The organism is Streptomyces sp. NPDC006529, assembly GCF_040611795.1.
GTDB lineage: Bacteria > Actinomycetota > Actinomycetes > Streptomycetales > Streptomycetaceae > Streptomyces.
In genome coordinates, this window is sequence record NZ_JBEXPB010000066.1 from 1 (window position 1) to 26,458 (window position 26,458).

General features: G+C 72.7%; 24 protein-coding genes, 1 tRNA gene, 1 pseudogene and 1 riboswitch. Of the genes and pseudogenes, 10 read left to right on the forward strand and 16 right to left on the reverse strand.

Translation table 11 applies throughout. The features are described 5' to 3' along the window. Nucleotides 1–129 precede the first annotated feature (129 nt). Nucleotides 130–279: pseudogene (locus ABZY31_RS29055) on the reverse strand (site-specific integrase); the annotation flags it as partial. Nucleotides 280–356: 77 nt separating this feature from the next. Beyond that, nucleotides 357–430 (reverse strand) — tRNA-Ala (locus ABZY31_RS29060). Nucleotides 431–597: 167 nt separating this feature from the next. Between ABZY31_RS29060 and ABZY31_RS29065 the strand changes: the two genes are divergently transcribed. From ABZY31_RS29065 to ABZY31_RS29075, 3 genes are all read left to right on the forward strand, one after another. Further along, nucleotides 598–900, forward strand: a complete 303-nt coding sequence (locus ABZY31_RS29065; protein WP_356416132.1) for a hypothetical protein — start codon at nt 598–600, stop codon at nt 898–900. Nucleotides 901–1,224: 324 nt separating this feature from the next. Then, nucleotides 1,225–1,728, forward strand: a complete 504-nt coding sequence (locus ABZY31_RS29070; RefSeq protein WP_356416135.1) for a hypothetical protein — start codon at nt 1,225–1,227, stop codon at nt 1,726–1,728. A gap of 7 nt (nt 1,729–1,735) precedes the next feature. Further along, complete coding sequence (locus tag ABZY31_RS29075; protein ID WP_356416138.1) at nt 1,736–1,981, forward strand: DUF2277 domain-containing protein; 246 nt, start codon at nt 1,736–1,738, stop codon at nt 1,979–1,981. Between the two features lie 36 nt (nt 1,982–2,017). Here ABZY31_RS29075 and ABZY31_RS29080 read toward each other — a convergent pair whose 3' ends face one another. From ABZY31_RS29080 to ABZY31_RS29090, 3 genes are all read right to left on the reverse strand, one after another. Continuing rightward, nucleotides 2,018–2,644: a VTT domain-containing protein gene (locus tag ABZY31_RS29080; RefSeq protein ID WP_356416141.1), complete on the reverse strand. Its 627-nt coding sequence runs from the start codon at nt 2,642–2,644 to the stop codon at nt 2,018–2,020. Nucleotides 2,645–2,870: 226 nt separating this feature from the next. Next, nucleotides 2,871–4,544, reverse strand: a complete 1,674-nt coding sequence (locus ABZY31_RS29085; RefSeq protein ID WP_356416143.1) for an alkaline phosphatase D family protein — start codon at nt 4,542–4,544, stop codon at nt 2,871–2,873. A gap of 104 nt (nt 4,545–4,648) precedes the next feature. After that, a complete protein-coding gene (locus tag ABZY31_RS29090) occupies nt 4,649–5,293 on the reverse strand; it encodes an HNH endonuclease family protein (RefSeq protein WP_356416146.1) in 645 nt (214 codons plus the stop codon). A gap of 486 nt (nt 5,294–5,779) precedes the next feature. On the opposite strand from ABZY31_RS29090, the gene ABZY31_RS29095 reads away from it, so the two are divergent. After that, the gene (locus tag ABZY31_RS29095; protein WP_356416148.1) at nt 5,780–6,361 is read left to right on the forward strand and encodes a TMEM165/GDT1 family protein; all 582 of its coding nucleotides are present in this window, start codon (nt 5,780–5,782) and stop codon (nt 6,359–6,361) included. 99 nt (nt 6,362–6,460) lie between these two features. Here the strand turns inward: ABZY31_RS29095 and ABZY31_RS29100 are convergent, their stop codons facing one another. Continuing rightward, on the reverse strand, nt 6,461–7,162 hold the full coding sequence (locus ABZY31_RS29100) for an HAD-IA family hydrolase (RefSeq protein ID WP_356416151.1): 702 nt from the start codon (nt 7,160–7,162) through the stop codon (nt 6,461–6,463). 222 nt (nt 7,163–7,384) lie between these two features. Between ABZY31_RS29100 and ABZY31_RS29105 the strand changes: the two genes are divergently transcribed. Then, entirely contained in the window at nt 7,385–9,436 is a 2,052-nt protein-coding gene (locus ABZY31_RS29105) for an MFS transporter (protein WP_356416188.1), read from the forward strand. Nucleotides 9,437–9,456: 20 nt separating this feature from the next. On the opposite strand, the gene ABZY31_RS29110 is transcribed toward ABZY31_RS29105, so the two are convergent. Further along, the gene (locus ABZY31_RS29110; protein ID WP_356416153.1) at nt 9,457–9,966 is read right to left on the reverse strand and encodes a GNAT family N-acetyltransferase; all 510 of its coding nucleotides are present in this window, start codon (nt 9,964–9,966) and stop codon (nt 9,457–9,459) included. Between the two features lie 115 nt (nt 9,967–10,081). Between ABZY31_RS29110 and ABZY31_RS29115 the strand changes: the two genes are divergently transcribed. Further along, nucleotides 10,082–10,477 (forward strand): nuclear transport factor 2 family protein, encoded by a 396-nt coding sequence (locus ABZY31_RS29115; RefSeq protein WP_356416156.1) that lies wholly within the window; start codon nt 10,082–10,084, stop codon nt 10,475–10,477. A gap of 74 nt (nt 10,478–10,551) precedes the next feature. On the opposite strand, the gene ABZY31_RS29120 is transcribed toward ABZY31_RS29115, so the two are convergent. After that, entirely contained in the window at nt 10,552–10,869 is a 318-nt protein-coding gene (locus tag ABZY31_RS29120) for an antibiotic biosynthesis monooxygenase (RefSeq protein WP_356416158.1), read from the reverse strand. A gap of 109 nt (nt 10,870–10,978) precedes the next feature. Here ABZY31_RS29120 and ABZY31_RS29125 point away from each other — a divergent pair, with 109 nt between their 5' ends. Then, a complete protein-coding gene (locus ABZY31_RS29125) occupies nt 10,979–13,027 on the forward strand; it encodes a bifunctional glycosyltransferase 87/phosphatase PAP2 family protein (RefSeq protein WP_356416160.1) in 2,049 nt (682 codons plus the stop codon). A 299-nt stretch (nt 13,028–13,326) separates the two neighbouring features. Here ABZY31_RS29125 and ABZY31_RS29130 read toward each other — a convergent pair whose 3' ends face one another. Continuing rightward, nucleotides 13,327–14,577, reverse strand: a complete 1,251-nt coding sequence (locus tag ABZY31_RS29130; RefSeq protein WP_356416163.1) for a cytochrome P450 — start codon at nt 14,575–14,577, stop codon at nt 13,327–13,329. 231 nt (nt 14,578–14,808) lie between these two features. On the opposite strand from ABZY31_RS29130, the gene ABZY31_RS29135 reads away from it, so the two are divergent. Further along, on the forward strand, nt 14,809–15,978 hold the full coding sequence (locus ABZY31_RS29135; RefSeq protein WP_356416165.1) for a steroid 3-ketoacyl-CoA thiolase: 1,170 nt from the start codon (nt 14,809–14,811) through the stop codon (nt 15,976–15,978). Between the two features lie 133 nt (nt 15,979–16,111). Here the strand turns inward: ABZY31_RS29135 and ABZY31_RS29140 are convergent, their stop codons facing one another. The 7 genes from ABZY31_RS29140 to ABZY31_RS29170 all read right to left on the reverse strand — a co-directional run bounded on the left by ABZY31_RS29140 (nt 16,112) and on the right by ABZY31_RS29170 (nt 24,240). After that, nucleotides 16,112–16,516: a transglycosylase SLT domain-containing protein gene (locus tag ABZY31_RS29140; protein WP_356416168.1), complete on the reverse strand. Its 405-nt coding sequence runs from the start codon at nt 16,514–16,516 to the stop codon at nt 16,112–16,114. A gap of 335 nt (nt 16,517–16,851) precedes the next feature. Continuing rightward, nucleotides 16,852–17,709 carry an ECF transporter S component gene (locus ABZY31_RS29145; RefSeq protein WP_356416171.1) on the reverse strand — a complete coding sequence of 286 codons (858 nt, stop codon included), beginning with the start codon at nt 17,707–17,709 and terminating at the stop codon, nt 16,852–16,854. Continuing rightward, nucleotides 17,706–19,691 carry an ATP-binding cassette domain-containing protein gene (locus ABZY31_RS29150; protein ID WP_356416173.1) on the reverse strand — a complete coding sequence of 662 codons (1,986 nt, stop codon included), beginning with the start codon at nt 19,689–19,691 and terminating at the stop codon, nt 17,706–17,708. Before ABZY31_RS29150 ends, ABZY31_RS29145 begins: the two co-directional genes overlap by 4 nt. A gap of 2 nt (nt 19,692–19,693) precedes the next feature. Then, nucleotides 19,694–20,833: an energy-coupling factor transporter transmembrane component T gene (locus ABZY31_RS29155; RefSeq protein WP_356416176.1), complete on the reverse strand. Its 1,140-nt coding sequence runs from the start codon at nt 20,831–20,833 to the stop codon at nt 19,694–19,696. After that, complete coding sequence (locus ABZY31_RS29160; RefSeq protein WP_356416191.1) at nt 20,830–21,471, reverse strand: SCO2322 family protein; 642 nt, start codon at nt 21,469–21,471, stop codon at nt 20,830–20,832. Before ABZY31_RS29160 ends, ABZY31_RS29155 begins: the two co-directional genes overlap by 4 nt. A 68-nt stretch (nt 21,472–21,539) precedes the next feature. Further along, nucleotides 21,540–22,790 (reverse strand): prenyltransferase/squalene oxidase repeat-containing protein, encoded by a 1,251-nt coding sequence (locus ABZY31_RS29165; RefSeq protein WP_356416179.1) that lies wholly within the window; start codon nt 22,788–22,790, stop codon nt 21,540–21,542. A 130-nt stretch (nt 22,791–22,920) separates the two neighbouring features. Beyond that, a riboswitch (cobalamin riboswitch) is annotated at nt 22,921–23,000 on the reverse strand. Between the two features lie 181 nt (nt 23,001–23,181). Beyond that, nucleotides 23,182–24,240, reverse strand: a complete 1,059-nt coding sequence (locus tag ABZY31_RS29170; protein WP_356416181.1) for an MBL fold metallo-hydrolase — start codon at nt 24,238–24,240, stop codon at nt 23,182–23,184. 199 nt (nt 24,241–24,439) lie between these two features. On the opposite strand from ABZY31_RS29170, the gene ABZY31_RS29175 reads away from it, so the two are divergent. Next, nucleotides 24,440–26,029: an aldehyde dehydrogenase gene (locus ABZY31_RS29175; RefSeq protein WP_356416183.1), complete on the forward strand. Its 1,590-nt coding sequence runs from the start codon at nt 24,440–24,442 to the stop codon at nt 26,027–26,029. Next, nucleotides 26,029–26,262 (forward strand): ferredoxin, encoded by a 234-nt coding sequence (locus ABZY31_RS29180; RefSeq protein WP_356416186.1) that lies wholly within the window; start codon nt 26,029–26,031, stop codon nt 26,260–26,262. Before ABZY31_RS29175 ends, ABZY31_RS29180 begins: the two co-directional genes overlap by 1 nt. The last annotated feature ends 196 nt before the right edge of the window (nt 26,263–26,458 follow it).

The window sequence follows — 26,458 nt, forward strand, 5'->3', positions numbered from 1 at the left end:
AACGCTCGGCTGGGAAACCCCAGCCGAGCGCCTGCATAAACTGCTCGCAGCCTGATCCATACGACCACGTGTTGCGACGACCCCTAGAAACCGCCCGTTCCGGCGGGGGGCCTTCTGCATCCACATCTGTACCCCGGCGGCGGTCAGCAGGGTCGCGGTGCCGTGGCGGGGGGCATGCAGCCGGATCACTCGGAGCCCGGCGTCCTTGGCCATGCGGGTGGAGGACCGGTAGATGTTCCGGGGCTCGATGGGCCGACCGGTCCGGGTGGTGAAGACATGATCGTCCTCGTACGCCTCCCCACTCACCCGCTGCCGCGGGGTCCGCACCGGGATCTCGCGCTTGTCGAGGGATGGGATGGGGCCGGCCGGATTCGAACCGGCGTCCTCCCACATGCGGTGAAGGCGCGACAGCCACTGCGCTACGAGCCCCATCCCAGCTTTGATCGTACGAGGCGACCGCACTCCGGCGCTCTCGGTTTTCACATGTAGTGACGGATCGCTCGGGGTGGCCGCGCCACGGAAGTTGAGCCACAGCCGGTTCTGGGAACGGAACCCCGACCTTTCACAGCCGTGCCCACTGGGCGGGATGATGCCCCCGTGACCCCTGACTCCAGCAGCGCCCCCGTCGAAAGCACCCGACTTACGGCCGTGACCGATGGTGTCGCGCAGGTCTTCACCTGGGAGGCGGACGCGCGGATCGAGGTGCGGGGCCTCGGGGGAGAGATCGTCATCGAGGCGAACGCCGCCGGTCTCAGAACGCTCGCCGGCCACCTGCTGGTGCTCGCCGGGGAGGGCGTTCCCGACGGGAGCCACCTGCACCTCGAAGACGGCAAAGGGCTGGAAGACGGGTCCCTCAGCTTGGTCCTGGAGAGGTGCGACGAGGACGAAGACGAGGAATGAGGGCGGTCGACGGTGCGTCATGGCGTCGGATCGCCCGGAGCTCGGCGTGCTTGGCCACGTCACAGCAGGGGGCCGAGCGCATCCGGGGCGCCCATGGAGGTGGTTCGGGGGATTCCGTGTGGGGGTGGGGCGTGGGATGGTCGGGGGATGGTGGGGAGCTTCGAGTGGGTCGGTGTGGGGTTGGGTGTCGCCGCTGCGGGGGGTGTGGGGGTCGCGCTGTCGTTGCGGGATGCCGCGCGGTTCGAGCGGCAGCGGGACGAGGAGCGGGAGCGGTTGCTCGCTCAGGTCGGGGGTGCCGGGGGAGGTGGTGAGGCGCCCGTAGGGGTGGGGGATGAGGATCATCCCAAGTACGTGGACGTGGGGCGCAGTCGGCCGCGGCGGGTGAGGGTGGCGCGGCTCGGGGACGGGCGGGACGACTTCACGCCGCTGCTCGTCGAGTACTACGCGTACGGGCTCACGCAGGCACGCAGCAGTTTCGCGACCAGCCAGCGGTTCGCCGGGTTCGGGGCGACCATTCTGCTGCTCGGGGTGGGGCTGGCGGTGTGGAAGGCCGAGAGCACCGGGGACCTGTACCTGGGGATCGTGACGAGTTCGGTCGGGGTGGTGGTCACGCTGATCGGGCAGCTCTTCCACCGGCGGGCCGACATCGCCCTGCGGCACATGTCCCAGCAGACCGTTTCCCTGCGGGACGACCGGCGTGCCGCCGAGACCACGCAGCAGGCCATCGGGCTGCTCGCGGAGGTGGCGGATCCGGTGATGCGGGCGCGGTTGCAGGCCGGTTTGATCATGAAGTTGTCCGGTGCGGAGCTGCCGCCGTCGGGGGGATAGTAGGGGTATGTGCCGGAGTATCAAGACGTTGCGACCGCCAGCCATCCCCGAGAAGGCCACCGAGGAGGAGATCCGGGCCGCCGCCTTGCAGTACGTGCGCAAGGTGTCCGGGTTCCGGGCGCCCGCCGCGCACAACCAGGAGGTCTTCGACGCCGCCGTGGAGGCCATCGCCGAGGCGACGGCGGTGCTGCTCGACGGGGTGCACGTCCGGGGGCAGGCCCACGCGCACGCCCCTGCGGAGGCCACTGCGTAGGACCGTGCCGGGCGCCCGGGGAAGCGGGGGCCGGTGTCAGGAGGCCGGGACGGTGACCGGTGCCGGGCGGCGGACGAGGTAGGCGGCCAGGCCGCCCGCGCCGAAGAGGGCGATCACCGATACCGCGGTGCCGAGCCAGGTCGCGCCGAGCCACTGGGTGCCGTAGTAGCCGAGCGAGACGCTGTAGCCCGCCCAGGCCATGCCGGCGAGCAGTGACCAGGGCAGGAACTTGCGCACCTCGCGGTGGCGCTTGCCCGCGCCCAGCGAGACCACCGAGCGGCCGGCCGGGGCGAAGCGGGCGATCACCACGAGGGCGCCGCCGCCGCGGGCCAGCGCCACGCCGAGGCGTTCCTGGGCGCGGCTGAGCCGGCGCGAACGGCCGATGGCCCGGTCGAGCCAGTCACCGCCGCGGCTGCCCGCCCGGTACGCGGCCAGGTCGCCCAGGACGGACGCGATGGTGGCCACGGCCAGCAGCGGCAGGATGCCGGGCACCTGGCCCGGAGCGGCCACGGCCGCGCCGCTTCCGGTGGCCGCCGCGGCGGCCGCGGCGATCACCAGGACACCGCTCGGCAGTACGGGCAGGAACACGTCGAGCAGCACCGAAAGTGCCACGACGGCGTAGATCCACGGGCTCGTGGTCAGCGACCCCACAGTCTCAAACAAAGCGGGACTCCCCAGTCCAAGTGACGTGCTTCAGCGTTGAAGCGCCGCGACGTCGCGGGGGAGCGGCAGGGGCGGCTGACAGCCATACAGCGTACGCCGCACACAGCCACCTCATGTCCCCGGGGCACCCCCCTGTGTCATGTTTACTGTCACACCTCCCCGCGCGCGCCATGCCACACGGGCTGTCGGATCCGTGTCAGCGCCGGATGAGGGCGGAACCAGTGGCTCAGTCGCCGGTCAGCTCGCGGTCCATGACGGTCACCAGCCGTGCCTCGCCCCGCCGCGGCCAGCGCTGCTTGTGGGCCTGGTCCAGCCGCAGCCGCGCCGTACGTCCCGCCAGGGCCAGGGTCATCAGCTGGTTGCCGAACCAGGGCCCGCCCGTACGCCGCCAGCTCAGCGGCGGCCGGCCCGTACGCCCGTGCCGCGAGAGCCCGCGCCCCAGCCACCGCCCGGTGCGCGACCAGCCGAGCCGGAATCCCAGCTTGACCGCGGTGTGGATCGAGTTGTGCACCGGGGAGCAGGTCAGCTGGTAGACGCGGGCCGTGGTCGGTATTCGGGGTTCGGCCACATACGCGTGATGAACGTCTCCCGAGAGGACGAGCACCGTCGCGGGAGCGCGGGGCCCCGTCCCCACCTGTTCGATCAGGTCGCTCAGCGCCTCGAAGGAGGCCGGGAAGGCGGCCCAGTGCTCCAGGTCGGCGCGCCGCCGCAGATCCTCCGCGATCCGCGCCCAGCGCGGCCCGCGCTCGCCCCGGCACAGCGCCGCGTTCCACACCTCGGCGTCATGGACCAGCGGCGGCATCAGCCAGGGCAGTGAGGAGCCGATCAGCAGGTGGTCGTAGCTTCCGTGCCCCTCCAGCGCCTGGTCCCGGACCCACTGCTGCTCGGCTGGGTCGAGGATCGCCCGCCGGTCCTCGGCGAGCACCCGCGCGGCCCGCGTGTCCACCATCAGCAGCCGGGTCCGCCCGAAGTCCCGGCGGTAGCTCCAGCTGGCGGCGGCCGGGTCGGCGTCCGCCGCCGCCGCGAAGGCGCGCAGCGCCTCCGTCCCGTCGGGGCTCTCCCGCACCGACGCGTAGAGCCGGTCGGCCTCCAGTTCGGCGGGGGAGAGGTTCCCCAGGTGCTGGTGGACCCAGTACGACATGAGCGCGCTCAGGATCCGCTCCCGCCACCACGGGGTGGCCCGCATCTCGGCCAGCCAGGCGGCGCTCGTGTTCCAGTCGTCGCACACGTCGTGGTCGTCGAATATCTGCAGGCTGGGCACGGTCGACAGGAGCCAGCGGATCTCCGGGTCGAGCCAGGATTCGTAGTAGAGCCGGGTGTACTCCTCGTAGTCCGCGACCTGCGCCCCCGGTGCCTCGCGCAGGTCCCGGCGGGCCGACAGCCACTTCCTGGTCTGCCGGGACAGCTGATCGGCATACACCTGATCGCCCAGCAGGAGCAGGAGATCGGGCCGCTGCGCCCCGGGATCGGTGGCGAGCCGCGCGGCGAGGGTGTCGAGCGCGTCCGCGCCGTGCGGGCCGCGGCTGGCGGCGGGCGGGGCGGCCTGCCGGCAGGACCCGAAGGTGACCCGCAGCCCCGGGCCCGGTCCGGACCGCCCGCGGGTCGCCGGGACCGGGGTGCTGATGGTGCTCGGCGGGAAGCCGCTGTCGGGCTGCGGCCACACCAGGACACCGTCGAGCAGGACCTCGTACTCCGTGGTGCCGCCCGGGGTCAGGCCGGTCACCGGGACCAGGGCGTAGTGGTGGCCGGCTATCTGGAAGGTGTCCGCGCTCCCGCTCGCGCCGTCGGCGCAGCGCACCTCGGCCGTGGCGGGGCGGTCGGACTCGACCCATATCGTCGCCGAGGCGCCCGTATCCCAGTCGACATACCGCAGCAGTGGTCCCAAACGCAGTCCGGCCATCGAACTCCCCCTCCTCCATGTCCCCTTGGATCACAAGGTACGGCGTGGAGGGGGGAGAGCGATTCCCCCTGACGGGGGAGATCGATTGAACCGCCGGGGGAGGCTCAGCAGCCGTTGAGGACGTTCGTCAGGGCGGTCTTCTCGGCGGAGTCGATGCTCAGGCCCCAGTACTGCTTCACGTTCACCCACATGCGGACGTACGTGCACCGGTAGGCGGTCCGCGGCGGGAGCCAGGCGGCCGGGTCCTTGTCGCCCTTGGCCTGGTTGACGTTGTCGGTCACGGCTATCAGCTGGGGGCGCGTCAGGTCGTTCGCAAACTGCTGGCGCTTGGCGGTGGTCCAGGAACTGGCCCCGGAGCGCCAGGCCTCGGCGAGCGGCACCATGTGGTCGATGTCCAGGTCGGAGGCGGCGGTCCAGGTGGCGCCGTCGTACTCGGAGTACCAGCTTCCGCTGACGGCGGCGCAGGCGGAGTCCTGGCCCACGTTGACTCCGTCGCGCTTGAGGACGACCTCGCGGGTGTTGCAGGCGCCCGACTGGGTGATCCAGTGCGGGAAGAGGTCGCGGCTGTAGCCGCTGGAGGAACCTTCCGCCCGGGGGGTCACCGTGGCCAGGTACGACCGTGCCGCGGCGGCGCTGATGGGCGCGGGCGGGGCGGCCTGGGCGGTCGGCGCGTTCACGAGGGCGGCGAGGGCTGCGAGGGCCGTGGCTGAGGCGAACATGCCAATGCGACGCGCGTAGACGGCGGACATGGAGGGCTCCCTTGGGGTGGGGGGACGGGCCGTGCGCCCCGGTGGGGCCCGGCCATGGTGGCGGCGCCGGGTTTCGCGGGGATGGGCGCCAGGTGACAGCCTGGCGACATGAGCACGTCACATCAAGACGTACAACTGCCCCAAAGAAAGCGGAGGTTGTGATTCCGAGGCGGGGCGGTGCGTCGCCGGGTGTGGGAGGTGGGGAAGGGGAGCCCGGAGTCGGGACCAAGGGCCCATTTCAGGCGGCGCCCGGGTCGCGTACGCTGTATCGAGCAGAAGGGGAGTAGCTCTTCGCCGGACCGTCGACATACTGCTGGGTCACCCCAGCCGGCGCCCGGAGGCAGGCCGTGAGAGCGGCCGGCCAGCGAGACCTTCGGCCGCAGTGTCCTGTTTGCACACAGGGCGCCGCCGTGCCGAAGCGACCCCTGAACACCCTGGTCTCTCGGTTCCGATGGCGTCCTGCCCGACCGATCGAGGTTTCACCCCGTGATCAGCTTCAGCGTCCTGGCGATCGCCTTCGGCGTCGTCTTCCTCGCCGAACTCCCTGACAAGACGGCTCTGGCCGGTCTCATGCTCGGCACCCGCTACCGCGCGTCCTACGTCTTCGTGGGCGTGGCGGCGGCCTTCGCGGTGCACGTGGCGCTGGCCATCGCCGCCGCCAGCGTCCTGACCCTGCTGCCGCACCGCCTTGTGCAGGCGGTCGTGGGCGTCCTGTTCCTGGCGGGCGCGGCCATGCTGCTGCTGAAGAAGAACGAGGAGGACGAGGAGGTCAAGGAGCCCGCCGACCAGTCCTTCTGGAAGGTCGCGGGGGCGGGCTTCATGCTGATCCTGGTCGCCGAGTTCGGTGACCTGACGCAGATCATGACCGCCAACCTCGCGGCCCGCTACGACGACCCGGTGTCGGTCGGCATCGGAGCGGTGCTGGCGCTGTGGGCGGTCGCGGGGATCGGGATCCTGGGCGGGCGCACGCTGATGAAGTACATCCCGCTGAGGCTGATCACGAAGGTCGCGGCGTGCGTGATGGCCGCCCTGGCCGTGTTCTCGCTGTACGAGGCGATCGCGGGCTGAGGGGTTGTGGGGGCCCCGGCCCCCGGCCCCCGGAAGGCGGCACGGAGCCCCGGGCCAGGGCGGCCGTCGGCCGACCCGACCCGGGGCCCCGGCTGTGGCTCAGACCCCCGCGGGGACGGTGAGCCGGAGGGTGTCCGCGGTGCTGGTGTCGACCCGCAGCGCGGCGAGGTCGGGCACGTGGGCCGTGGGGCCGTAAGCGGCGGCGCGCGGGCCGACGCCGATCACGCGCATGCCGGCCGCGAGGCCCGCCGCTATGCCCGCCTCCGAGTCCTCGAAGACGATGCAGTCGGCCGGGTCCACGCCCAGGGCGGCGGCGCCCTTGAGGAAGCCCTCCGGGTCCGGCTTGCTCGCCGACACCGACTCGGCCGTCACCCGGACGCGCGGCATCGGGAGCCCCGCCGCGGTCATGCGGGCGGTGGCCAGGGCCAGGTCCGCGGAGGTGACCAGGGCGTGCGGGAAGGCCGCGATGGCCGCCATGAAGGCCTCGGCGCCGCCGACGGGGACCACGCCGTCGGTGTCGGCGGTCTCCCGGGCGAGCATCTCGGCGTTCTCCGCGTGGTTCTGCGCCATCGGGCGCTCCGGGAGCAGGATCGCCATCGTGGCGTAGCCCTGGCGGCCGTGGACGACCTTGATGACCTCGCGCGGATCCAGCCCCTGCGCCACCGCCCACTCGCTCCAGCAGCGCTCGACCACCGCGTCGGAGTTGACGATGGTGCCGTCCATGTCCAGGAGGAGCGCTCTGGCGCTCAGGGTCACGGTGGCGGGGGTGGTGGCCGTCGTGGCGGTGGTGCTGGCCGGCATCGGGGGTCTCCAGACGTTGCGCGGCGGGGGAACGGTCGGGAAATGAAACAAGTGGCTCCGCCTACCGGTCAGGGTATGCAGGCGGAGCCACTTTGTTTCGTAAGGATACAAAAGATTTCGGCCCTTGGGCCACTCCAGTGACCGAGGTCTCCCGACAGGCCGGAACGGCGCACACCGCTCAGGATGGAGAAGTCCTACCGGCCGGTCCCCGAGGAGGAGCCGATGGCCCAGGAAGTGACCACGTCGGCCGTTGACCCCGCGCGCGGCCCCGGCGACGAGCACGCCTCCCGTGAAGTCCTCGTCTCCATCGGCGCGCTCCTGCTCGGGCTGCTGATCGCCTCACTCGACCAGACCATCGTCTCCACCGCCCTGCCGACGATCGTCAGCGACCTCGGCGGCATGGAGCACCTGTCCTGGGTCGTCACCGCCTACATGCTCGCCTCCACCGCCGCCACGCCCCTGTGGGGCAAGCTCGGCGACCAGTACGGGCGCAAGAAGCTCTTCCAGGCGGCCATCGTGCTGTTCCTGATCGGCTCCGCGCTCTGCGGGCTGGCCCAGGACATGCCGCAGCTCATCGGTTTCCGGGCCCTCCAGGGGCTGGGCGGCGGCGGGCTGATGGTGCTGTCGATGGCCATCGTCGGGGACATCGTGCCGCCGCGGGAACGCGGCAAGTACCAAGGGCTCTTCGGGGCCGTCTTCGGCGCGACCAGCGTCCTCGGGCCGCTGCTGGGCGGACTGTTCGTGGACCACCTGTCCTGGCGGTGGGTCTTCTACATCAACCTCCCCATCGGCCTCGTCGCGCTGGCCGTGATCGCGGCGGTCCTGCACATCCCCAGGCGCTCCTCCCGGCACACGATCGACTACCTCGGCACCTTCCTCATCGCCTCCGTCGCCACCTGCCTGGTGCTCGTCGCCTCCTTCGGCGGGACCTGGGGCTGGAGCTCGGCGCGGATCATCGGCCTCGCCGTCGTCGGCCTGGTGCTGCTCGCCGCGTTCCTGCTCGTCGAGCGCCGGGCCGCCGAACCCGTACTGCCGCTGAAGCTCTTCCGGGTCCGGACCTTCACGCTCTGCTCGCTGATCAGCTTCATCGTCGGCTTCGCGATGTTCGGCGCGATGGTCTACCTGCCGACCTTCCTCCAGGTCGTCCAGGGCGTCTCGCCCACCATGTCCGGCGTCCACATGCTGCCGATGGTCCTCGGCCTGCTGCTCTCCTCCACCGCCTCGGGCCAGATCGTCAGCCGCACCGGACGGTGGAAGGTCTTCCCCATCGTCGGCACCGCCATCACGGCGGTCGGCCTGCTGCTCCTGCACCAGCTGCACCGCACCAGCTCCACCTGGGAGATGAGCGCCTACTTCTTCGTCTTCGGCGTCGGCCTCGGCCTGGTCATGCAGGTACTGGTGCTGGCGGTACAGAACTCGGTCGGTTACGCCGACCTCGGCGTCGCCACCTCCGGCGCGACCTTCTTCCGCTCCATCGGCGCCTCCTTCGGCGTGGCCATCTTTGGCACGATCTTCACCAACCGGCTCGACGAGAAGCTCGTCTCCGCCCTCGCCGGTGTCCGGCTGCCGCCCGGCACGGCGGCAGCGCTGAAGGGCGACCCGCGGGCCATCGCCACCCTGCCCCCGGCGCTGCGGCCCCGGGTCCTGGACGCCTACGCGACCTCCATCACCGACGTCTTCCTCTACGCCGTCCCCGTCGTGCTGCTCGCCTTCCTCGTCGCCTGGTTCCTGAAGGAGGACAAGCTCCGCGGCTCGGTGACCGCCCCCGACGTGACGGAGACCCTCGCCTCCAACCCGGTCCAGCGCTCCTCGCACGACGAGGTGGCCCGGGCGCTGTCGGTCCTCGGCACCCGGGAGGGCCGCCGGCACGTCTACGAGAACATCACCGAGAAGGCGGGCTTCGACCTGCTGCCCGCCGCCAGCTGGCTGCTGCTGCGGATGAAGAAGTACGGCTCGGTCGAGCCGGCGATGCTCGCGGAACGCACCAGCGTGCCGCTCAAGGCCATCACCGACGCCGCCCGCCAGGTCGAGGAGCGCGGGCTCGCCGTCCGGGAGGGGATGCCGCTGGTCCTGACCGGGCCCGGGCACGCTGCGGCCGTACGACTGGCCGACGCGCGCCAGGAGTCGCTCGCCGAACTCCTCGGGGACTGGTGGGGCCCGGAGCGGCCCACCGACCTGATCAAACTGGTCGGCGAGCTCAACGCCGAGCTGTGCGGCTCCGACGCGGAGGAGCCCTACGACAGGCAGCCGCGCCGGGACCACGACGCCCGCTGACCCGGGCGCCGGCCTCCCCCTCAGGGGCGCTGCTTGCCGAACCAGTGCTCGGCGTACGGGCTGTCGTTGTACGCGGGTATCTCGTCGTACCCGTGCTTCGCGTACAGCCCGCGGGCTTCCACCAGGTCGGATCGGGTGTCCAGGATGACCCGCCGCGCGCCGAGGGACCATGCCAGGTCCTCCAGGGCCGCGATGACCGCCGCGCCGCCGCCCGTGCCCCGGGTGCGGGGGTCGACGTACACCCGTGTCAGCTCGGCGGTCTCCGGGCCCAGCAGTCGCAGGCCCCCGCAGGCCAGCGCCTCGCCGCCCAGTCGCCCGACGAGGAACTCTCCCGTGGGCGCGACGAGGTCGTCGTCCGGGAAGTCCACCGTCAGGCCCTCGTCGATCTCGGCCTCGGTCATCGTGCGGTGGTAGTACCGCCCGGCCACTTCCGCGTAGTACGCGCGGCGCAGGACGACCGAGTCGGGGTCCGTGTACGGCTCCGGACGCACCGACCAGTTCTGTCCGCCACCGCTCTTCGTGCTCTCCATGGCGTCATTCTCGGGTCCGCGGGCGCCGCGCCGCATGGAATATCCACACCGCCGGGCCGATGATAGGAAAAAGGGCAATTCCCCCTCTCTCCCCTCACCAAAGGGCGTGAACGCCATGTCGGAGCACCCCGACTGCGCATTGGTCCGCCGCGGCTACGAAGCCTTCGGCGCGGGCGACATGGAGACGCTGGCCACACTGATGACGGCCGACGTCATCCACCACGTCCCCGGCAGCAGTCCGCTGTCCGGGCACCACAAGGGCCGGGAAGCCGTCCTCGACCACTACCGGCGGCTCGGCGCCGAGACCAACGGCACCCTGCGGGTGGACCTGGACGCGGTCTTCCCCGACGGCCGCGGGCACGTGATGGCGGTCCACCACTCGCGCGCCGACCGCGGCGACCGCGGCATCGAGATGCGCGGAGGGCTCTTCTTCACCCTCGTCGGCCACAAGATCACCGACATCGACGAGTGCGTCGCCGACATCGACGAGTCCGACGCCTTCTGGAGCTGAGCGGCCCCGCGCCCCCCGGCCGGGGAGCGAAGCCCCTGGCCGGAGGCCGCTGCAGAGCCCCCGCCCCCCAGCCCTCAGCCCTGCTTCGGCGCCGTCTGCTGTACGACCTCGAACGACCACACCTGGGACCCCGTCGCCGCCGGCTTCGGCCGCTCCCCGCCGCCCTGGTGCGCCGCCTTCATCGGCCCTTCCATCCACGCCTGGAAGTCGGCCTCCGAACGCCACCGGGTGTACACGAGGTACTGATCCGTCCCCTCGACGGGACGCAGCAGCTCGAACCACTCGAACCCGTCCGAGTTCTCCACGGCGCCTGCCCGCGAGGCGAACCGCTGCTCCAGTACCTCGCGCTGCTCCGCGGGCACGGACAGTGCGTTGATCTTCACGATGCTCATGCCCGCCATCCTAGGTATCCCACGCGGGATATCGTCGTCCCGGGTAATTCATCGCGGCAGCCAGGCGAAGTCACGGTTGCAGTCAACAAGGGCGGGAGGCCGGCGGGGCGTGGCCAACGCGGCGGAGCACAGCGGTGTCAACGGACATGCCGGAGTCATAGGCGGTGGTGGGAGCGGTGGCAGGCTGGGGGCCGCGCGCCTCCTGCTGTGGGCGCTGGCGGCCCTCCTGGCCGTCAGACAGGCGTCCGCCGTGCTGCGCGTGCCGCCCGGCGAATGGCTCACCGGGCTCTATCTGCCCGGTCTGCCCGGCTCTCTCTACGACACCGGGCAGTTCACCGGGACCCCCTTCGCGGGTCTGGTCCTCAAGCCGCTGGTCGGATTCGCCGACCAGTCGCTGGAGCTCGCCTGGACCTGCGTGACCCTGCTCTTCGTCGCCGCCATCGGGCTGGTGGCCGCGCGGGGCCTGGCCGATCCGGTGCCCCGGCGCACCGCGCTGCTGGCCGCGCCCGTGCTGGTCGCCCTGATGATGGTCTCGCTGCCCGTCCGCGAGGCCGCCTCCCCGGGGCAGACCGCCGTGCTGCCGGTGCTGCTGGTGCTGCTCGCCTTCTTCCGGGTGCCCGGTGAACGTCCGGCGGGCTTCCTGATGGGCCTCGCCGCCGCCCTCCAGCCCGCCCTGCTGCTCTTCGCGCCGCTGCTGTGGCTCACCGGCCGCCGCGGCGCCGCGCGCACCGTCGCGACCACCTTCGCCGCCTGCACGCTGCTGTCCTGGGCCGCGCTCCCGCACGACTCCTGGACGTACTGGATCCGGCACCTCGCGGGGACCGGGCTCGGCGGCAGCCCCGGCGGGCTCGCCCACCAGTCCGTCCACGGCGCGCTGCTGCGGCTCGGCCTGTCGGGGCCGACCGAGATCCTGCTGTACGTCGCCCTCGCGGCCGGGATCGCCTGGCTCGGCATGCGCCGCGCCGCCCGCTACGCCCGCGACGGGCAGCTGCTGCTCGCCGTCGCCGTCACCGGCTGCGTCGCGGTCGCCGTGTCGCCGACCGGCTGGCGCCACCAGCTGCTGTGGGTGCTGCTCGCGGTGGCGGGCAAGGTGGGCAAGCGGGCCGCGGACCGGGCGGTGTGGCCGGTCGCGGTGATCCTCGCCATGACCCTGCCCAGCGCGATGCTGCTGCCGAACCTGGCCGCGCTGGCGCCCGTACGGGACAACGTGCCGCTGCTGGCGGCCCTCGCCGCGGCCTGCGCGGTGCCGTTCCTGCCGCGCACCTCGCCGTACTGGCGCGACCCCGTGCCCACCGCCTACGCCCGGCCCGCCGCCGCGCGCTGGTCGCGCATCCCGCTGCTGCCGTTCTGGCGGCGCGTCCTGGCCCGGCCCAACCTGCTGCTGGAACTCCTGCTGATACGGGTCGGGTACTCGCTCTACTCGCACATCCGCGCCGCCGCGCCCACCAGCCGCTCGCTCGCCGAGGGCAACGGCGCCCAGATCCTGTCCATCGAACGGGCCCTGGGCATCGACATCGAGCACGCCGTGAACCACGGGGTGGTCGGGGTGCGCTGGCTGGAGGCGTTCTTCAACTTCTACTACACGTCATTCCACTTCGTGGTGCCGCTGACCATCCTGGCCGTCCTGTACTGGCGCCGTCCCGCCGACTACCGGTGGGCCAGGGCCTCGCTGGGGCTGGCGACCGTCCTGGCCCTCTTCGGCTTCTGGCTGTACCCGCTGGCGCCACCGCGGCTGATGCCCGACCTGGGGTTCATCGACACCGTGCACGGCGTGCAGGACCTGGCGCACCCGCAGTACGGGGCCATGACCGCGATCTCCAACCAGTACGCGGCGATGCCCTCGCTGCACTTCGGCTGGTCGCTGTGGTGCGGCGTCGTGATCGTCGTGCTCGCGCCGAAGGGGTGGCAGAAGCTGCTCGGGGCGCTGCATCCGGTGATCACGGTGTGCGCGATCGTCGCCACGGCCAACCACTGGGTGCTGGACGCGGTGGGCGGTGCGGTGGTCGTGGGGGCCGGGTTCGGGCTCGTGTACGTGCTTTCGGGGGCGCGGGGGGCGGCCGTGCCTTTGGGAGTGGCGGGGGGTGCCGGGGCCGTGCCGGGGCCGCGGGTGCCGGAGCGGGTGGCTGGGGCCGGGGCCGGGGAGCGGAGCCGGGCCTGAGGTCCGGCTCCGGCTCCGGGGCGCGTCCTTGCGCGGCGGGCGGGCCCGGCTGTGCCCTCAAGCGCCGGGCGGGCTGGATTTGCCGGGCCGGCGGCCTGCTGGGGAGGCCGGGTGCCGGTTGTTGTCGCCTCCGGCGGGCCCTCAAACGCCGGGCAGGCTGAATTGCCCTCAAGCGCCGGGCGGGCTGGATTTGCCGGGCGGGCTGGATTGCCCTCAAGCGCCCGGCGGGCTGGGTTTGCCGGGCGGGCTGAATGTGCTCCTCGGCAGAGGCCTTGGGGCCCCTGCCGGGCTGGGTGGGGTCAGGGGTGGGTTACGCGGAGTTCCTTGATGCCGTTGAGCCAGGCGGCTCGTAGGCGGCGGGGGTGGGGGCCGGCCAGGCGGAGGTCCGGGAGGGTGTCGGCCAGGGCGTTGAAGATCAGGTCGATCTCCATGATGGCCAGGGACTTGCCCAGGCAGAAGTGCGGGCCGCCGCCGAAGCCGAGGTGCGGGTTCGGGTCGCGGGTGATGTCGAAGGCGTCCGGGTCCTCGAAGACCTCGGGGTCGTGGTTGGCGGAGGAGTAGAACAGCCCCACCCGGTCGCCCGCCGAGATCTTCTGGCCGCCCAGTTCGGTGTCCTGGGTGGCGGTGCGCTGGAAGGACACCACCGGGGTGGCCCAGCGCACGATCTCCTCGGCCGCCGTCGAGGGCCGGGTCGCCTTGTACAGCTCCCACTGCTCGGGGTGGGTGAGGAAGGCGTGCATGCCGTGGCTGATGGCGTTGCGCGTGGTCTCGTTGCCCGCCACCGCGAGCAGCAGCACGAAGAAGCCGAACTCGTCCGAGCCCAGGTTGCCCTGGCCCTCGGCGGCGACGAGCTGGGTGACGATGTCCTTGGCCGGGCACTCCTTGCGCGCGGCGGAGAGGTTCATGGCGTAGCCGATGAGTTCCATCGCCGCCGTGGAGCCGACCTCCTCGGTGATCGCGTACTCGGGGTCGTCGTAGGCGATCATCTTGTTCGACCAGTCGAAGATCCGCGCGCGGTCCTCCTGCGGTACGCCGATCAGCTCGGCGATGGCCTGGAGCGGCAGTTCGCAGGCGACCTGGGTGACGAAGTCGAAGCTCCCGTCCGCCGAGGCGCCCGCCGCCGCGGCCGCTTCCTCGGCGATCTTCGAGGCCCGGGCGCGCAGGGCCGCCTCCAGGCCGCGGATCGCGCGCGGGGTGAAGCCGCGCTGCACGATCTGGCGGACCCGGGTGTGTTCCGGCGGATCCATGTTCAGCATGATCAGGCGCTGGGCATCGATCTGTTCGCGCTGGATGTGCTCGTTGAAGCGGATGATCGCGGTGTTGGTGGTGGAGGAGAACAACTCCGGGTGCGTGGAAACGTACTTGACGTCCGCATGCCGGGTGACGACCCAGTAGCCCTCGTCGTCGAAGCCGGTGATGCCCCGGGGCTGCGGGCACCACCACACCGGAGCGGTCTGCCGGAGCTGGGCGAATTCCGGCAGCGGGACGCGGTCTTGGAGCAGATCGGGGTCGGTGGCGTCGAAGCCGTCGGGCAGCGCGGGGCAGGACATTCGGCAACTCCAAGGTCTGACGGCCCATCAGAAGTTGGCTCGAAGGTAGTAACGAGTTCTACAAGTGACAAGGGTCGGCGCGGCAACTGTTGCGTGTGGAATCCGTGCAAGGCGTGTGCAAGACCCTTGCGTGCGGGGCCCACAGGTCATAAAACTGCCAGAGAACTAGAACGCGTACTAGTTCAGGCGCGCCGCCGGGACGGCCGCCGCTGTGAAGGAGAGGACGAGCTCATGGCCGCGGAACCCGTCATCGTCGAAGCCGTACGCACGCCCATCGGCAAGCGGGGAGGCGCGCTCGCCAACCTCCACCCCGCCTACCTGCTGGGTGAGACCTACCGCGAGCTGCTCGCCCGTACGGGGATCCAGCCCGACTGCGTCGAGCAGATCGTCGGCGGCACCGTCACCCACGCCGGTGAGCAGTCGATGAACCCCGCCCGCAACGCCTGGCTCGCGATGGGCCTGCCGTATGAGACCGCCGCGACCACCGTGGACTGCCAGTGCGGCAGCTCGCAGCAGGCCAACCACATGGTCGCCAACATGATCTCCGGCGGGGTCATGGACATCGGCATCGCCTGCGGCGTCGAGGCCATGAGCCGGGTGCCGCTCGGCTCCGGTTCCAAGCACGGCCCGGGCAAGCCCTTCCCGGACGAGTGGAACGTCGACCTCCCCAACCAGTTCGAGGCGGCCGAGCGGATCGCCCGCCACCGCGGACTCACCCGCGAGGACGTCGACCGCCTGGGCGTCCTCTCCCAGGAAAGGGCCCGCGCCGCCTGGGCCGAGGAGCGCTTCAAGCGCGAGACCTTCGCCGTCCAGGTGCCGACCACCGAGGACGAACAGGCCGCCGGGCAGGGCATGTGGCGCCTGGTCGACCGGGACGAGGGCCTGCGCGACACCAGCATGGAGGCGCTGGCCCGGCTCAAGCCGGTCATGCCGACCGCCGTGCACACGGCGGGGAACTCCTCGCAGATATCCGACGGCGCCTGCGCCGTGATGTGGGCCTCGCGCAAGATGGCCCGCGCGCTCAAGCTCAAGCCGCGCGCCCGGATCGTCGCCCAGACCCTGGTCGGCGCCGACCCGCACTACCACCTGGACGGCCCGATCGACGCGACCCGGGCGGTCCTCGGCAAGGCCGGGATGTCGCTGAAGGACATCGACCTCGTCGAGATCAACGAGGCCTTCGCCTCGGTGGTGCTCAGCTGGGGGCGGGTCTTCGGCCAGGACATGGAGAAGGTCAACGTCAACGGCGGGGCGATCGCGCTCGGCCACCCGGTCGGAGCGACCGGCGCCCGCCTGATCACCACCGCGCTGCACGAGCTGGAGCGCCGCGACAAGGAATTCGCGCTGATCACGATGTGTGCGGGCGGCGCCCTCGCCACCGGCACGATCATCCAGCGCCTCTGAGCCCCGTGGGCTTCGCGCCCCCGTGGGATGGGAAACAGAAGGCCCCGGCGGCCGGACCTGGGGAGGTCGGCCGTCGGGGCCTTCGCACGCGCCGGGGCGGCGCGCGGTGCTGCGCTGCGCTGCCTGTGCCGGCTTAGTACCAGTGGTGGCTGGACCAGAAGTTCCACGCGCCCACGGGGCTGCCGTAGCGGGAGTTCATGTAGTCCAGGCCCCACTTGATCTGGGTGGCCGGGTTGGTCTTCCAGTCCGAGCCCGCCGAGGCCATCTTCGAGGCCGGCAGGGCCTGGACCAGGCCGTACGCGCCGGAAGAGGAGTTCGTGGCCGTGTGGTCCCAGCCGCTCTCGCGGGAGACGATCTTGGCGAACGCCGCGTACTGGGCCGGGTCCTTGATCATCTGCTGCGCGATGGACTTCGCGTCCATCGGGGCCGCCTGAGCGGGAACCGCGGCGAGCATGGAACCGGCCACGCCCAGGGCGAGCACGGAACCGGCGAAGGTCTTCTTGGAGGCGGCGATGCGGCGGATGACGGCGTTGGACACGGAAAACCTTCCGTAGGGAACGGGGGACGGTCGCTCGCACGCCGAAGCGTGCGGGAGCCACTCACGCGGAGGTGGGGGGTTCGTCGGCGGGGGGTGAAGCACCCCTGCCGCCTTGGCGACATCACCAGTTAGCCAGGCCGCCGAGGGCCTGGCAACGCCCGCTCTTACTAGCCGCCATCGCAGCCGGGGGTCCACGGCCCCTATCCGGGAAGGGCGGGATCGGGGCAGGTCGGAGGCGGTTTGAGGGGGCGGGTAGGGACGGCGCCAGGGCTACTATTCCGGGCCGTATGTGACCGAGGTCCTGTGGGGCGGGTCACCGCTCCAGGGCCCGGATCTCACGCTCTGTGGTCGCCCGTATCCCTTTGAGGTGTGTGTCCCAGCGCACTTTCGGCCCCGGAATCGAAGGAAACGGGCGCATCGAAGGCAGCTTTCCTCGTCGCCCGGCGCAGCGCCTTCAGCAGGGTGGCCCCCAGCGTCATGGTCAGTACGACGGTCAGCGCGGCCCGGCCCAGGTCCCAGCCCAGCGAGGTGGCCAGGCAGTACGCGAGGAACCGCGCGAGGTTCGCGCCCACCGGGTCGCCGGGGTGGAAGGAGACCCCCTGGCCCATGCCCTGAAGGATCACCCAGCCTTGGAGGTTCATGATCGTGCCGTACGCGAACGCCCCCGCGAACCCGTACGCCGACAGCATCACCAGCTCCGCCCGCCCCCGGATCCGCTCCGGACCCGGAAGCAGCCCGGCGCCCAGCGAGAACCAGCCCAGCGCCAGCATCTGGAACGGCATCCACGGCCCCACCCCGCCCGTGAGCAGCGCGGACGCGAACATGGTCACCGAGCCCAGGACGAAGCCGAAGCCCGGCCCGAGGACCCGGCCGCTCAGCACCATCAGGAAGAACATCGGCTCCAGGCCGGCCGTCCCCGCGCCCAGGGGCCTGAGCGCGGCCCCCACCGCGGCCAGCACGCCGAGCATGGCCACCGCCTTCGCGTCCATGCCGCTGTCGGCGATCGTCGCCACCACGACGGCGACCAGCAGCGGGAGCAGCGCGGCGAACAGCCACGGTGCGTCCTGGGAGTGCGCCAGCCCGGAGCCGCGGTCCGCGAGCAGCGGCCAGCCGAAGGCGGCGATGCCGACGAGGGTGACGAGGACCAGGGCGGCGGCGCCGCGGGGGCCGATGCGGACGGGGCGGCCGTTCACGGGGCGGTCCCGGGGGTCTCCTGGGCGGCCAGGGCCGCGGCGACCTGGGAGACCGTGAGCCAGCGGGCCGGGGCCAGGATCTTCGCGACCTGCGGGGCGAAGGCGGGGGAGGAGACGACCACCTCGGCCGTCGGCCCGTCCGCGACGATCTCGCCGCCGGCCAGGATCACGACGCGGTGGGCCAGCTCGGCGGCCAGTTCCACGTCGTGGGTGGCCAGGACGATCGCGTGGCCGCGGGCGGCGAGGTCCCGCAGGATGCCTACCAGGCGGGCCTTCGCGGCGTAGTCCAGGCCGCGGGTCGGTTCGTCCAGGAGCAGCAGGGCGGGCCGGCCGGTCAGCACGAGGGACAGGGCGAGGGCCAGGCGCTGGCCCTCGGACAGGTCGCGGGGGTGCGTGTCGTCGGGGACGTCCGGCAGCAGGGCCGACACGAGGGCGCGGCAGGTGCCGGGGGGCGCCCCGGCGTCGGCGTCGGCCGCCTCGCACTCGGCGCGCACCGTGTCGGCGTACAGGAGGTCCCGGGGGTCCTGCGGTACGAGGCCGACGCGGCGGACCATGTCCGCGGGCGGGGTGCGGTGCGGGGGGACGCCGCCTACGTGGAGGTGGCCGGAGGTGGGTTCCAGCATGCCGACGAGGGTGGCCAGGAGGGTGGACTTGCCGGCGCCGTTGCGGCCCATGAGGGCGACGGTCTCGCCGGGGGCGAGGGTGAGGGTGATGTCGTGGAGGACGTCCTGGCCTTGGCGTCTGAGGGTGAGGTGGGTGGCGGTTGCGGGGGCGGGGGTTCCGGGGGCGGTGGCTTCGCCGGACCCGGTTCCGGTGGTCCGGCGGCGCAGGCCGCGCAGCCCCTGACCCCTCTTCCGGGCTGCCGCCCGGGCCCGCGGATTGTTCGCCGGTGCGGCTTCCTGTGCCTCCGGCGGCGCCTCAAACGCCGGCGGGGCTGGATTTTGGTGCGGGTCGCTTGTCGGCGGGGCTGGGTTTGGGTGCGGTGCGTGGGCCGGTGCGGCTTGCTGTGCCTCCGGCGGCGCCTCAAACGCCGGCGGGGCTGGAGTTGGCGGCGCCTCAATCGCTGGCGGGGCTGGGTTTTGGCGGGGCCTGGCCTCGAACGCCGGCGGGGCTGGATCTTGGTTTTCAGCCTGCCCGGCGTTTGAGGGCCCGCCGGGGGCCGACGTGTTGGAGAGGCGGGTGCGGAGGGGGGTGGATTGGCGGCGGGCGTCGCGGATGGAGAGGGGGAGGGGGGACCAGTGGGCCAGGCGGCCCAGGGCGACCACCGGGGGGTGGACCGGGGAGACGGCCATGACGGCGGGCGGGGGGCCGAGGACGGGGGCCGCGCCCGGGGACGGGAGCAGGAGGACCTGGTCGGCGTACTGGACCACCCGCTCCAGGCGGTGCTCCGCCATCAGGACCGTCGTGCCCAGGTCGTGCACCAGCCGCTGGAGCACCGCCAGCACCTCCTCCGCCGCCGCCGGGTCCAGCGCGGACGTCGGCTCGTCGAGGACGAGGACCCTGGGGTGCGGGGTGAGGACCGAGCCGATGGCGACGCGCTGCTGCTGGCCACCGGACAGCGTGGCGATGGGCCGGTCGCGCAGTTCGTTCAGGCCGAGAAGGTCCAGCGTCTCCTCCACCCGGCGCCGCATCACCGCGGGCGCGAGGCCAAGGGACTCCATGCCGTAGGCCAGCTCGTCCTCGACCACGTCGGTGACGAAGTGCGCCAGCGGGTCCTGGCCGACCGTGCCGACGACATCGGCCAGTTCGCGCGGCTTGTGGGTACGGGTGTCGCGCCCCGCGACCGTGACCCGGCCGCTCAGGGTGCCTCCGGTGAAGTGCGGGACCAGTCCGGAGACCGCGCCCAGGAGCGTGGACTTGCCGACGCCCGACGGGCCTACCAGGAGGGTCAGTTCGCCCTCGGGGAGGGTGAAGTCGGCGTTCCGCAGCGACGGTTCGGTGCGGCCGTCGTAGGTGACGGAGACCTGTTCGAAACGGATCACGACTACCCCTCCTTCGGGGGGACGGGCGCCACGAAGGCGGGGAGCAGACCGATCAGCACCGCCGCCGCGGGCCACAGCGGCAGGCCGGGCGCGACGAGCGGGATCACGCCCGGCGTCAGCCCGCCGGGGTCGAGGGACGCGGCGCGGATCATCAGCGCCGCGACGGCCGCACCGGACCCGGACACGAGCCAGGCGCGCGCTCCCCACCGGTCGGGCCGGTAGCGGGTGCGGACGCTGCGCCGGCCGCCCAGGCGCAGGCCCGCCAGGGCCAGCGCGATGCCGATGCCGAGGACCGGGAGCCCGTAGCGGGCGCCTTCGGCGGCGAGGAGTCCGTAGGTACCGGCGCAGACGCCGAGGAGTCCGCCGAGGGTGAGGGCGTTGGTGGTGTGCCGGACGGCGGGCGGCACCGCGGCGGTACGGCCGTAGCCGCGCGCGTCCATCGAGGCGGCCACGGCCACCGAGCGTTCCAGGGCGCCTTCGAGGACCGGCAGGCCGATCTGGAGGATCGCCCGGATCCCGCCGGTGGGGCGCCCGCGCAGCCGGCGGGCGGTCCGCAGCCGGACCACGTCGGCGACCATGTTCGGCGCGAAGGTCATCGCGACGACGACGGCCACGCCCACCTCGTACAGCGCGGCGGGCAGCGATTTCAGCAGCCGGGCCGGATTGGCCAGGGCGTTCGCCGCGCCGACGCAGACGAGGAGGGCGGCGAGCTTGGCGCCGTCGTAGAAGGCGAAGACCAGCTGTTCGGCGGTGACCTTCCCGCCGAAGCGGATGCCCTGGGCCCAGGCCGGCAGCGGCACCTCGGGCAGCGTGAAGAGAGTGTGCGAGCCGGGCACGGGCGAGCCCAGGAGCATGGAGAAGACCAGCCGCAGGCCGATGACGACCAGCCCGAGCTTGATGAAGGCGCCATAGGACCGGGCCCAGGGAGCGGCGGTCCGGCGGGCCGCGACGACGTAACCGGCGACGCCGACGATCAGCCCTAGCAGCAGCGGATTGGTGGTCCGGGAAGCGGCCGTGGCCAGCCCGAGCGCCCAGAGCCACCACGCGCCGGCGTGCAGCGCGTTGCGGCGCACGGCCGCCGGAGCCGCCCACCGCTCGCGCCGCCGGGCCCGGACGTACGGCGTCCGCGCGGGGTGGGTCACCGGGCGCGGCGGCGGGACTGCCAGACGGCGGCCGCGGCCAGCACGAGCACGGCCGCGACGCCCGCCACGAGGCCCACGGAGGGACCGCCCCCACCGTCGGCGGCCGGGGCGGCAGCCGGCGCGGAAGCAGAAGCGGAATCGGAATCCGACGGCTCGGACCCGGTCGTGGAGACCTGGTCGCCACAGCCCTGCTTCGGGTAACCGGAGATCGCGCACAGCAGCGCCGAACTGTTGTACCGCAGCGGCTTCGCCACCGCCGCCAGCGCGTCGGCGGCCGTCGCGTCCGGAGCCACCACGGCGCACGCCGTACGGGGCGCGGCCTGCGGCGGGGTCTCGCCGGACGGGGCGTCCGCCGGGACGCCGAAGTCGACGACCACGGCCACCCGCTTGCGGCCCTCGACAGGTGCGGTGCCGGAGCAGACCGCCGCGAAGTCGGCAGCCGCGCGCGGCTTCGCCGACTGGTCCGCAGCGTCCTGGCTGACCGCGAAGCGGAATCCCTGGACCGAGCCGTCCTCGGGCCGGACCAGGGAGGCGCCCTGGGTCGCGTACGTCCAGGAGCCGCCCGTACCGTCCCAGAAGGACCAGTAGCGGTAACCGGCCGCCAGCGCGGGCGCGGCGCCCAGCAGCGTCAGCGCCATGCCGAGGGCCAGGACGAGGCCCACCGGCAGCGTCAGCCGGCGGGCCGGCGGTACGGTGCGGCCCCGGATCACGGCTGCTGCTTCTTCTTGCGGCCGCTCAGCAGGAAGCCGATGCCGACGCCGGCGGCTGCGCCCGCGCCGATGATCCACCAGACGTTCCCGTTGGAGGAGTCCGAGGAGTCCGAGGACTTCGCGGCGCCGGGCGACGCGGAGCCCTTCGGGTTCGCGGCCGCGTCCACCGGGCCGGTCGCGTTCAGCGCGGCCACCAGGTCGGCGCCGCCGAAGGACTTCGGGTCGGTGCCCGTCGCGCGCGCGGTCAGGACCAGCGTGGCGAGGGCGGCCGGGTTGCCCTTGGACCAGGCGGCCGTGTTGCCCTTCAGCCACTCCAGCGCGCCCGCGGCGGACTGCTTGTGCCCGGCGGCCGCCAGCGCGATCACCGCGTCGGCGGTGTTGCCGACGTCCGGGGTGACCGTCTCGGCGCCCGGGGTCTTCGCGGTCAGGTGACCGTCCTTCTTGAGGGCCTCGGCCAGGTAACCGGCCGCGCCCTGGGCGGCGGCCGCCGGGTCCGCGGCTCCCGCCGGGCACGCCAGGGCCGCGGCGGGGGTGTCGGTGGCGGCCGGGGTCACGCCGGGGCCGGTGCCGAGGGCGGCGAGGACCGCCGCGGCCGAGGCGTCGGCGTTCGCGGGGAGGGTGCCCGCCTGCGCCTGGTAGCCGAAGGCGCCGCGGTCGGCGGCGGGCTCGGCCGCGCAGCCCAGCTGGAAGGAGAGCAGGCCGTCGTACGCCGACTTGCCCGCCTTCGACTTCACCTCGGCCGGCTTCTCCCCGGCCACGGCCAGCGAGCTGATCACGACGGCGGTGGAACTGCCCTCGCTCGGGCTGCCCGGGTTGTAGGACCAGCCGCCGTCCTCGTTCTGTACGGACTTCAGCCAGTCGGCGCCCTTCTTGACGGCCGCGTCATGGCCGCCCAGCGCCTTGAGGGCCTGCACCGCGACGGCGGTGGCGTTGGTGTCGAGCACGGTCTTGGCGTCGCAGGGCGCGCCGGAGTCGGCGCGGAAGGCGGCGAAGGCGCCGTCGGCGCACTGCTGGCCGGCCAGCCACTGGACGGCCTGCGGCGCGGGGGACACGCCGACCGCGTGCTGGGCGAGCAGGGCGAAGGACTGGCGCCACACACCGTCGTACGTCGGGTCCTCCTTGCCGAACAGGCCGGAGGGGATCACGGGAGCCGGTGAGGGCGACGGGGCGGCGAGGGCGGCGGGAGCGGCACCGGCGCAGAGCACGGCGGTGGCGGCGAGCGCGGCGGCGCTACGGCGGACGTTCATGGCGGGGCGGGTGCCTCTCCTGCTGGGGAGCGGGAGACGGGCACGGGGAGTACCGGGCTCCGGCTCCGTTTACCTCGACGGTGCCGGCCACCGGAGGACCCGGCGGCACGAGCCGCGCACCTCCGCTACGGGGCAATCCGGCTCCCCGCCCGGCGGTGCCGGAGGCGGGACACGGTTGCGGGTCAGCGCCGGATTCACACCGGCTTCCCCCCGTACGGAAGTGTTGACGACCTGCTCACTCTACCGGCCCGCCGTCCGCGCACCGGGGGGCGGCGGCCCGTAGCACCCCTTACCGGCCGGCTCCGGTTCCGGCGGAGGCGCGCCTTCCGCGCGTGTTCCGGCCGGTCTGCCCCGGCCCCTGCCCCGCCTCGTGCCCCGTCCCCGCTCGCGGTCACAGCGCCCGGTACGTCACCGGATCGCTGCCCGGGACTGCCTCGGCGCGGCCCTGCTTCACCAGCCGCCGCAGGTGCGCCTCCGCTTCCGACACGGCGATGGTGCGGGAGCCGTACGGGATCTGCGCCCAGGGGCGGTTCCACTCCATCCGCTCGGCCAGCTCCCAGGGGGTCAGCGGCCGCGCGAGCAGCTCCCACAGGCCCACGAGGCGCTCCTCGTGGTGGGCGAGCAGCTCGCGCACCCGGGCCGGGGCGTCGGTGAAGGCGTGCTGATGGGCGGGGAGCACCTCGGCGGGGTCGAGGCGGCCGATGCGTTCGAGGGAGTCCAGGTAGTCGCCGAGGGGGTCGGTGGCCATCAGGTCCTCGGGGGCCTCGTACAGCCCGATGTGGGGGGAGATGCCGGGCAGCAGGTGGTCGCCGGAGAAGAGGCGGCCGTTCCCGGGCAGGCGGGCGGGGTGCTCCTCCTCCAGGTGCAGGCAGACGTGGCCGGGCGTGTGGCCGGGGGTCCAGATCGCCCGGAGCCTGCGCCCGGCCAGCGGCAGCAGCTCGCCGGGGACGATCTCGCGGTCCGGGACCGCCGCGTGCATGCCGGGCAGGGGGCGCGCGCGGCCGCTCTCGCGGGCGGCGCGCAGCGGGGCGAGGTGCGCCTCGGGGGCGCCCGCGGCGAGGAGCTTCTCGCGCATGTAGTCGAGCCAGACGGCGGGGTCGGAGCCGCGGGTGCGCACGACGACCTCGGTGTCGGCGGCGTGCATCGCGATCCAGGCGCCGGAAGCCTCCCGGACCCGGCCGGAGAGGCCGTGGTGGTCGGGGTGGTGGTGGGTGATGACCACGCCGTGGACCTCGGCGACGGGGATGCCGAGTGCGCCGAGCCCGGCGACGAGCGTGTCCCAGGAGTCCGGGTCGTCCCAGCCGGTGTCGACGAGGACGGGGCCGCGGCCGGTCTCCACGACGTGGACGAGGGTGTGGCCGAGCGGGTTGTCGGGGATGGGGACCTTGATCCCCCATACGCCGCCGCCGTGATCGGTGACGCCGGGCGACTCGGATGCGGCTGCTGACATGTGGTGGCCCCCAGGGTAACGAGAACTTGTTGCAGTAGTAGCCCAAGTCGACCATCTTCGGGGCTTCCTGACCAGTCGTCGGCTACGTCGTAGCTCGCTCCGGGCTCTTCGGACGGCGTTCTGTCTGCGCCGTGGACTCCTGGAACTAGAACTGGTATCAGTTCTGGCATCCGGTTCGGAACCGCAGGAGGCATCAGCCATGACCGAGCTCGTGGAACACGGAAAGCTGTTCATCGGCGGCGAGTGGACCGATCCGCTGGGCAGCGACACCATCGACGTCGTCTCGCCCCACACCGAGCAGGTCATCGGCCGCGTCCCGCACGCCTCCCGGGCGGACGTCGACCGCGCCGTCTCCGTCGCCCGCAAGGCCTTCGACGAAGGGCCCTGGCCCCGGATGTCGCTGGACGAGCGGATCGAGGTCGTGGCCCGGATCAAGGACGCGATCGCCGTGCGGCACGAGGAGATCGCCCGCTCGATCAGCTCGCAGAACGGCTCTCCGTACTCCTGGAGCGTCCTCGCCCAGGCGCTCGGCCCGATGATGGTCTACGACGCCGCCATCACGGTCGCCCGCGCCTTCCCGTACGAGGAGCACCGGCAGGGAGCGCTCAGCCCGATCATGGTCCGGCGCGAGCCGGTGGGCGTGGTCGCGGCGGTGATCCCCTGGAACGTCCCGCAGTTCGTGGCCGCCGCCAAGCTGGCGCCCGCGCTGCTGAGCGGCTGCACCGTCATCCTCAAGCCCTCGCCGGAGGCCCCGCTCGACTCGTACATCCTCGCCGACATCGCCCGCGGGGCCGGGCTGCCGGAGGGCGTGCTGTCGATCCTGCCGGCCGACCGAGAGGTCAGCGAGTACCTGGTCGGGCACCCGGGCATCGACAAGGTGTCCTTCACCGGTTCCGTCGGGGCGGGCCGGCGCGTCATGGAGGTCGCCTCCCGCAACCTCACCCGGGTCACGCTGGAACTCGGCGGCAAGTCCGCCGCCGTGATCCTGCCGGACGCCGACCTGGAGAGCGCCATCGCCGGGATCGTCCCGGCCGCCTGGATGAACAACGGGCAGGCGTGCGTGGCCCAGACCCGCGTACTGGCCCCGCGCGCCCGCTACGACGAGATCGCCGAGGCGCTCGCGGCCGCGGCCGGAGCCCTGGTGGTCGGCGACCCGCTGGACCCGGCGACCCAGCTCGGCCCGCTGGTGGCCCAGCGGCAGCAGCAGCGCTCCCTGGACTACATCAAGCTGGGTCAGGAGGAGGGCGCCAAGATCCTTACCGGCGGCGGGCGCCCGGCGGGCATGGAACGGGGCTGGTACGTCGAGCCGACGCTCTTCGGGGACGTCGACAACTCGATGCGGATCGCCCAGGAGGAGATCTTCGGTCCGGTCGTCTGCCTGATCCCGTACGGCGACGAGGCCGACGCGGTACGGATCGCCAACGACTCGGAGTTCGGGCTGAGCGGCAGCGTCTGGACCGGTGATGTCGAGCACGGCATCGACTTCGGCCGGCAGATTCGGACCGGCGTCTTCAACGTGAACACCTTCAGCCTGGACATGCTCGGCCCCTTCGGCGGCTACAAGAACAGCGGCCTGGGCCGCGAGTTCGGCCCGGAGGGCCTGAGCGAGTACCTGGAGGCGAAGATGATCTGCCTGCCGGGTGGGTACCAGCCGCCTAGTGGTGGGGGTGCTGGGGCTGGGGCTGGGGCTGGGACTGGGGCTGGTGTGGATGCGGGTGAGGGTGCGGGTGGTGGGGCTGGTGCGGGTGCCGGTGCGGGTGTCTCCGACGGTGTGTCGGGCGGTGAGTGATGGGTGACCGCTGGCACGTCGAGGTCGACCGGGGCGTGTGCATCGGCTCGGGCATGTGCGTGAACCACGCCCCGGCCTCGTTCGCACTGGACACGGCCCGCCAGTCCCACCCCAACTCCCCGGACACGGACGCCAGCGAACCGGTCCTGGCGGCAGCCGAAGGCTGCCCGGTCGAGGCCATCACGATCACCTTGGCGGGGAGCGGGGAGGTGGTGTTTCCGCCGGAGGAGTGAGGTGTGTGGGGGGCCCGGCTGCGCCGGTCGCGGCTCCGCCGCTCGTGGCCGGGTTTCGCGCTTCGGGGTCGGGGTGGTTCCGGGGGCTGCCCGTCAGTTCCACTGTCTTCCCGTGCCGGGGCGTCCTGTCAAGAGCGCTCCTTCGTCGCGTCGCTTCGCGATGGCCTGCGGCCACTCTTGACATGCCACCCCGTCC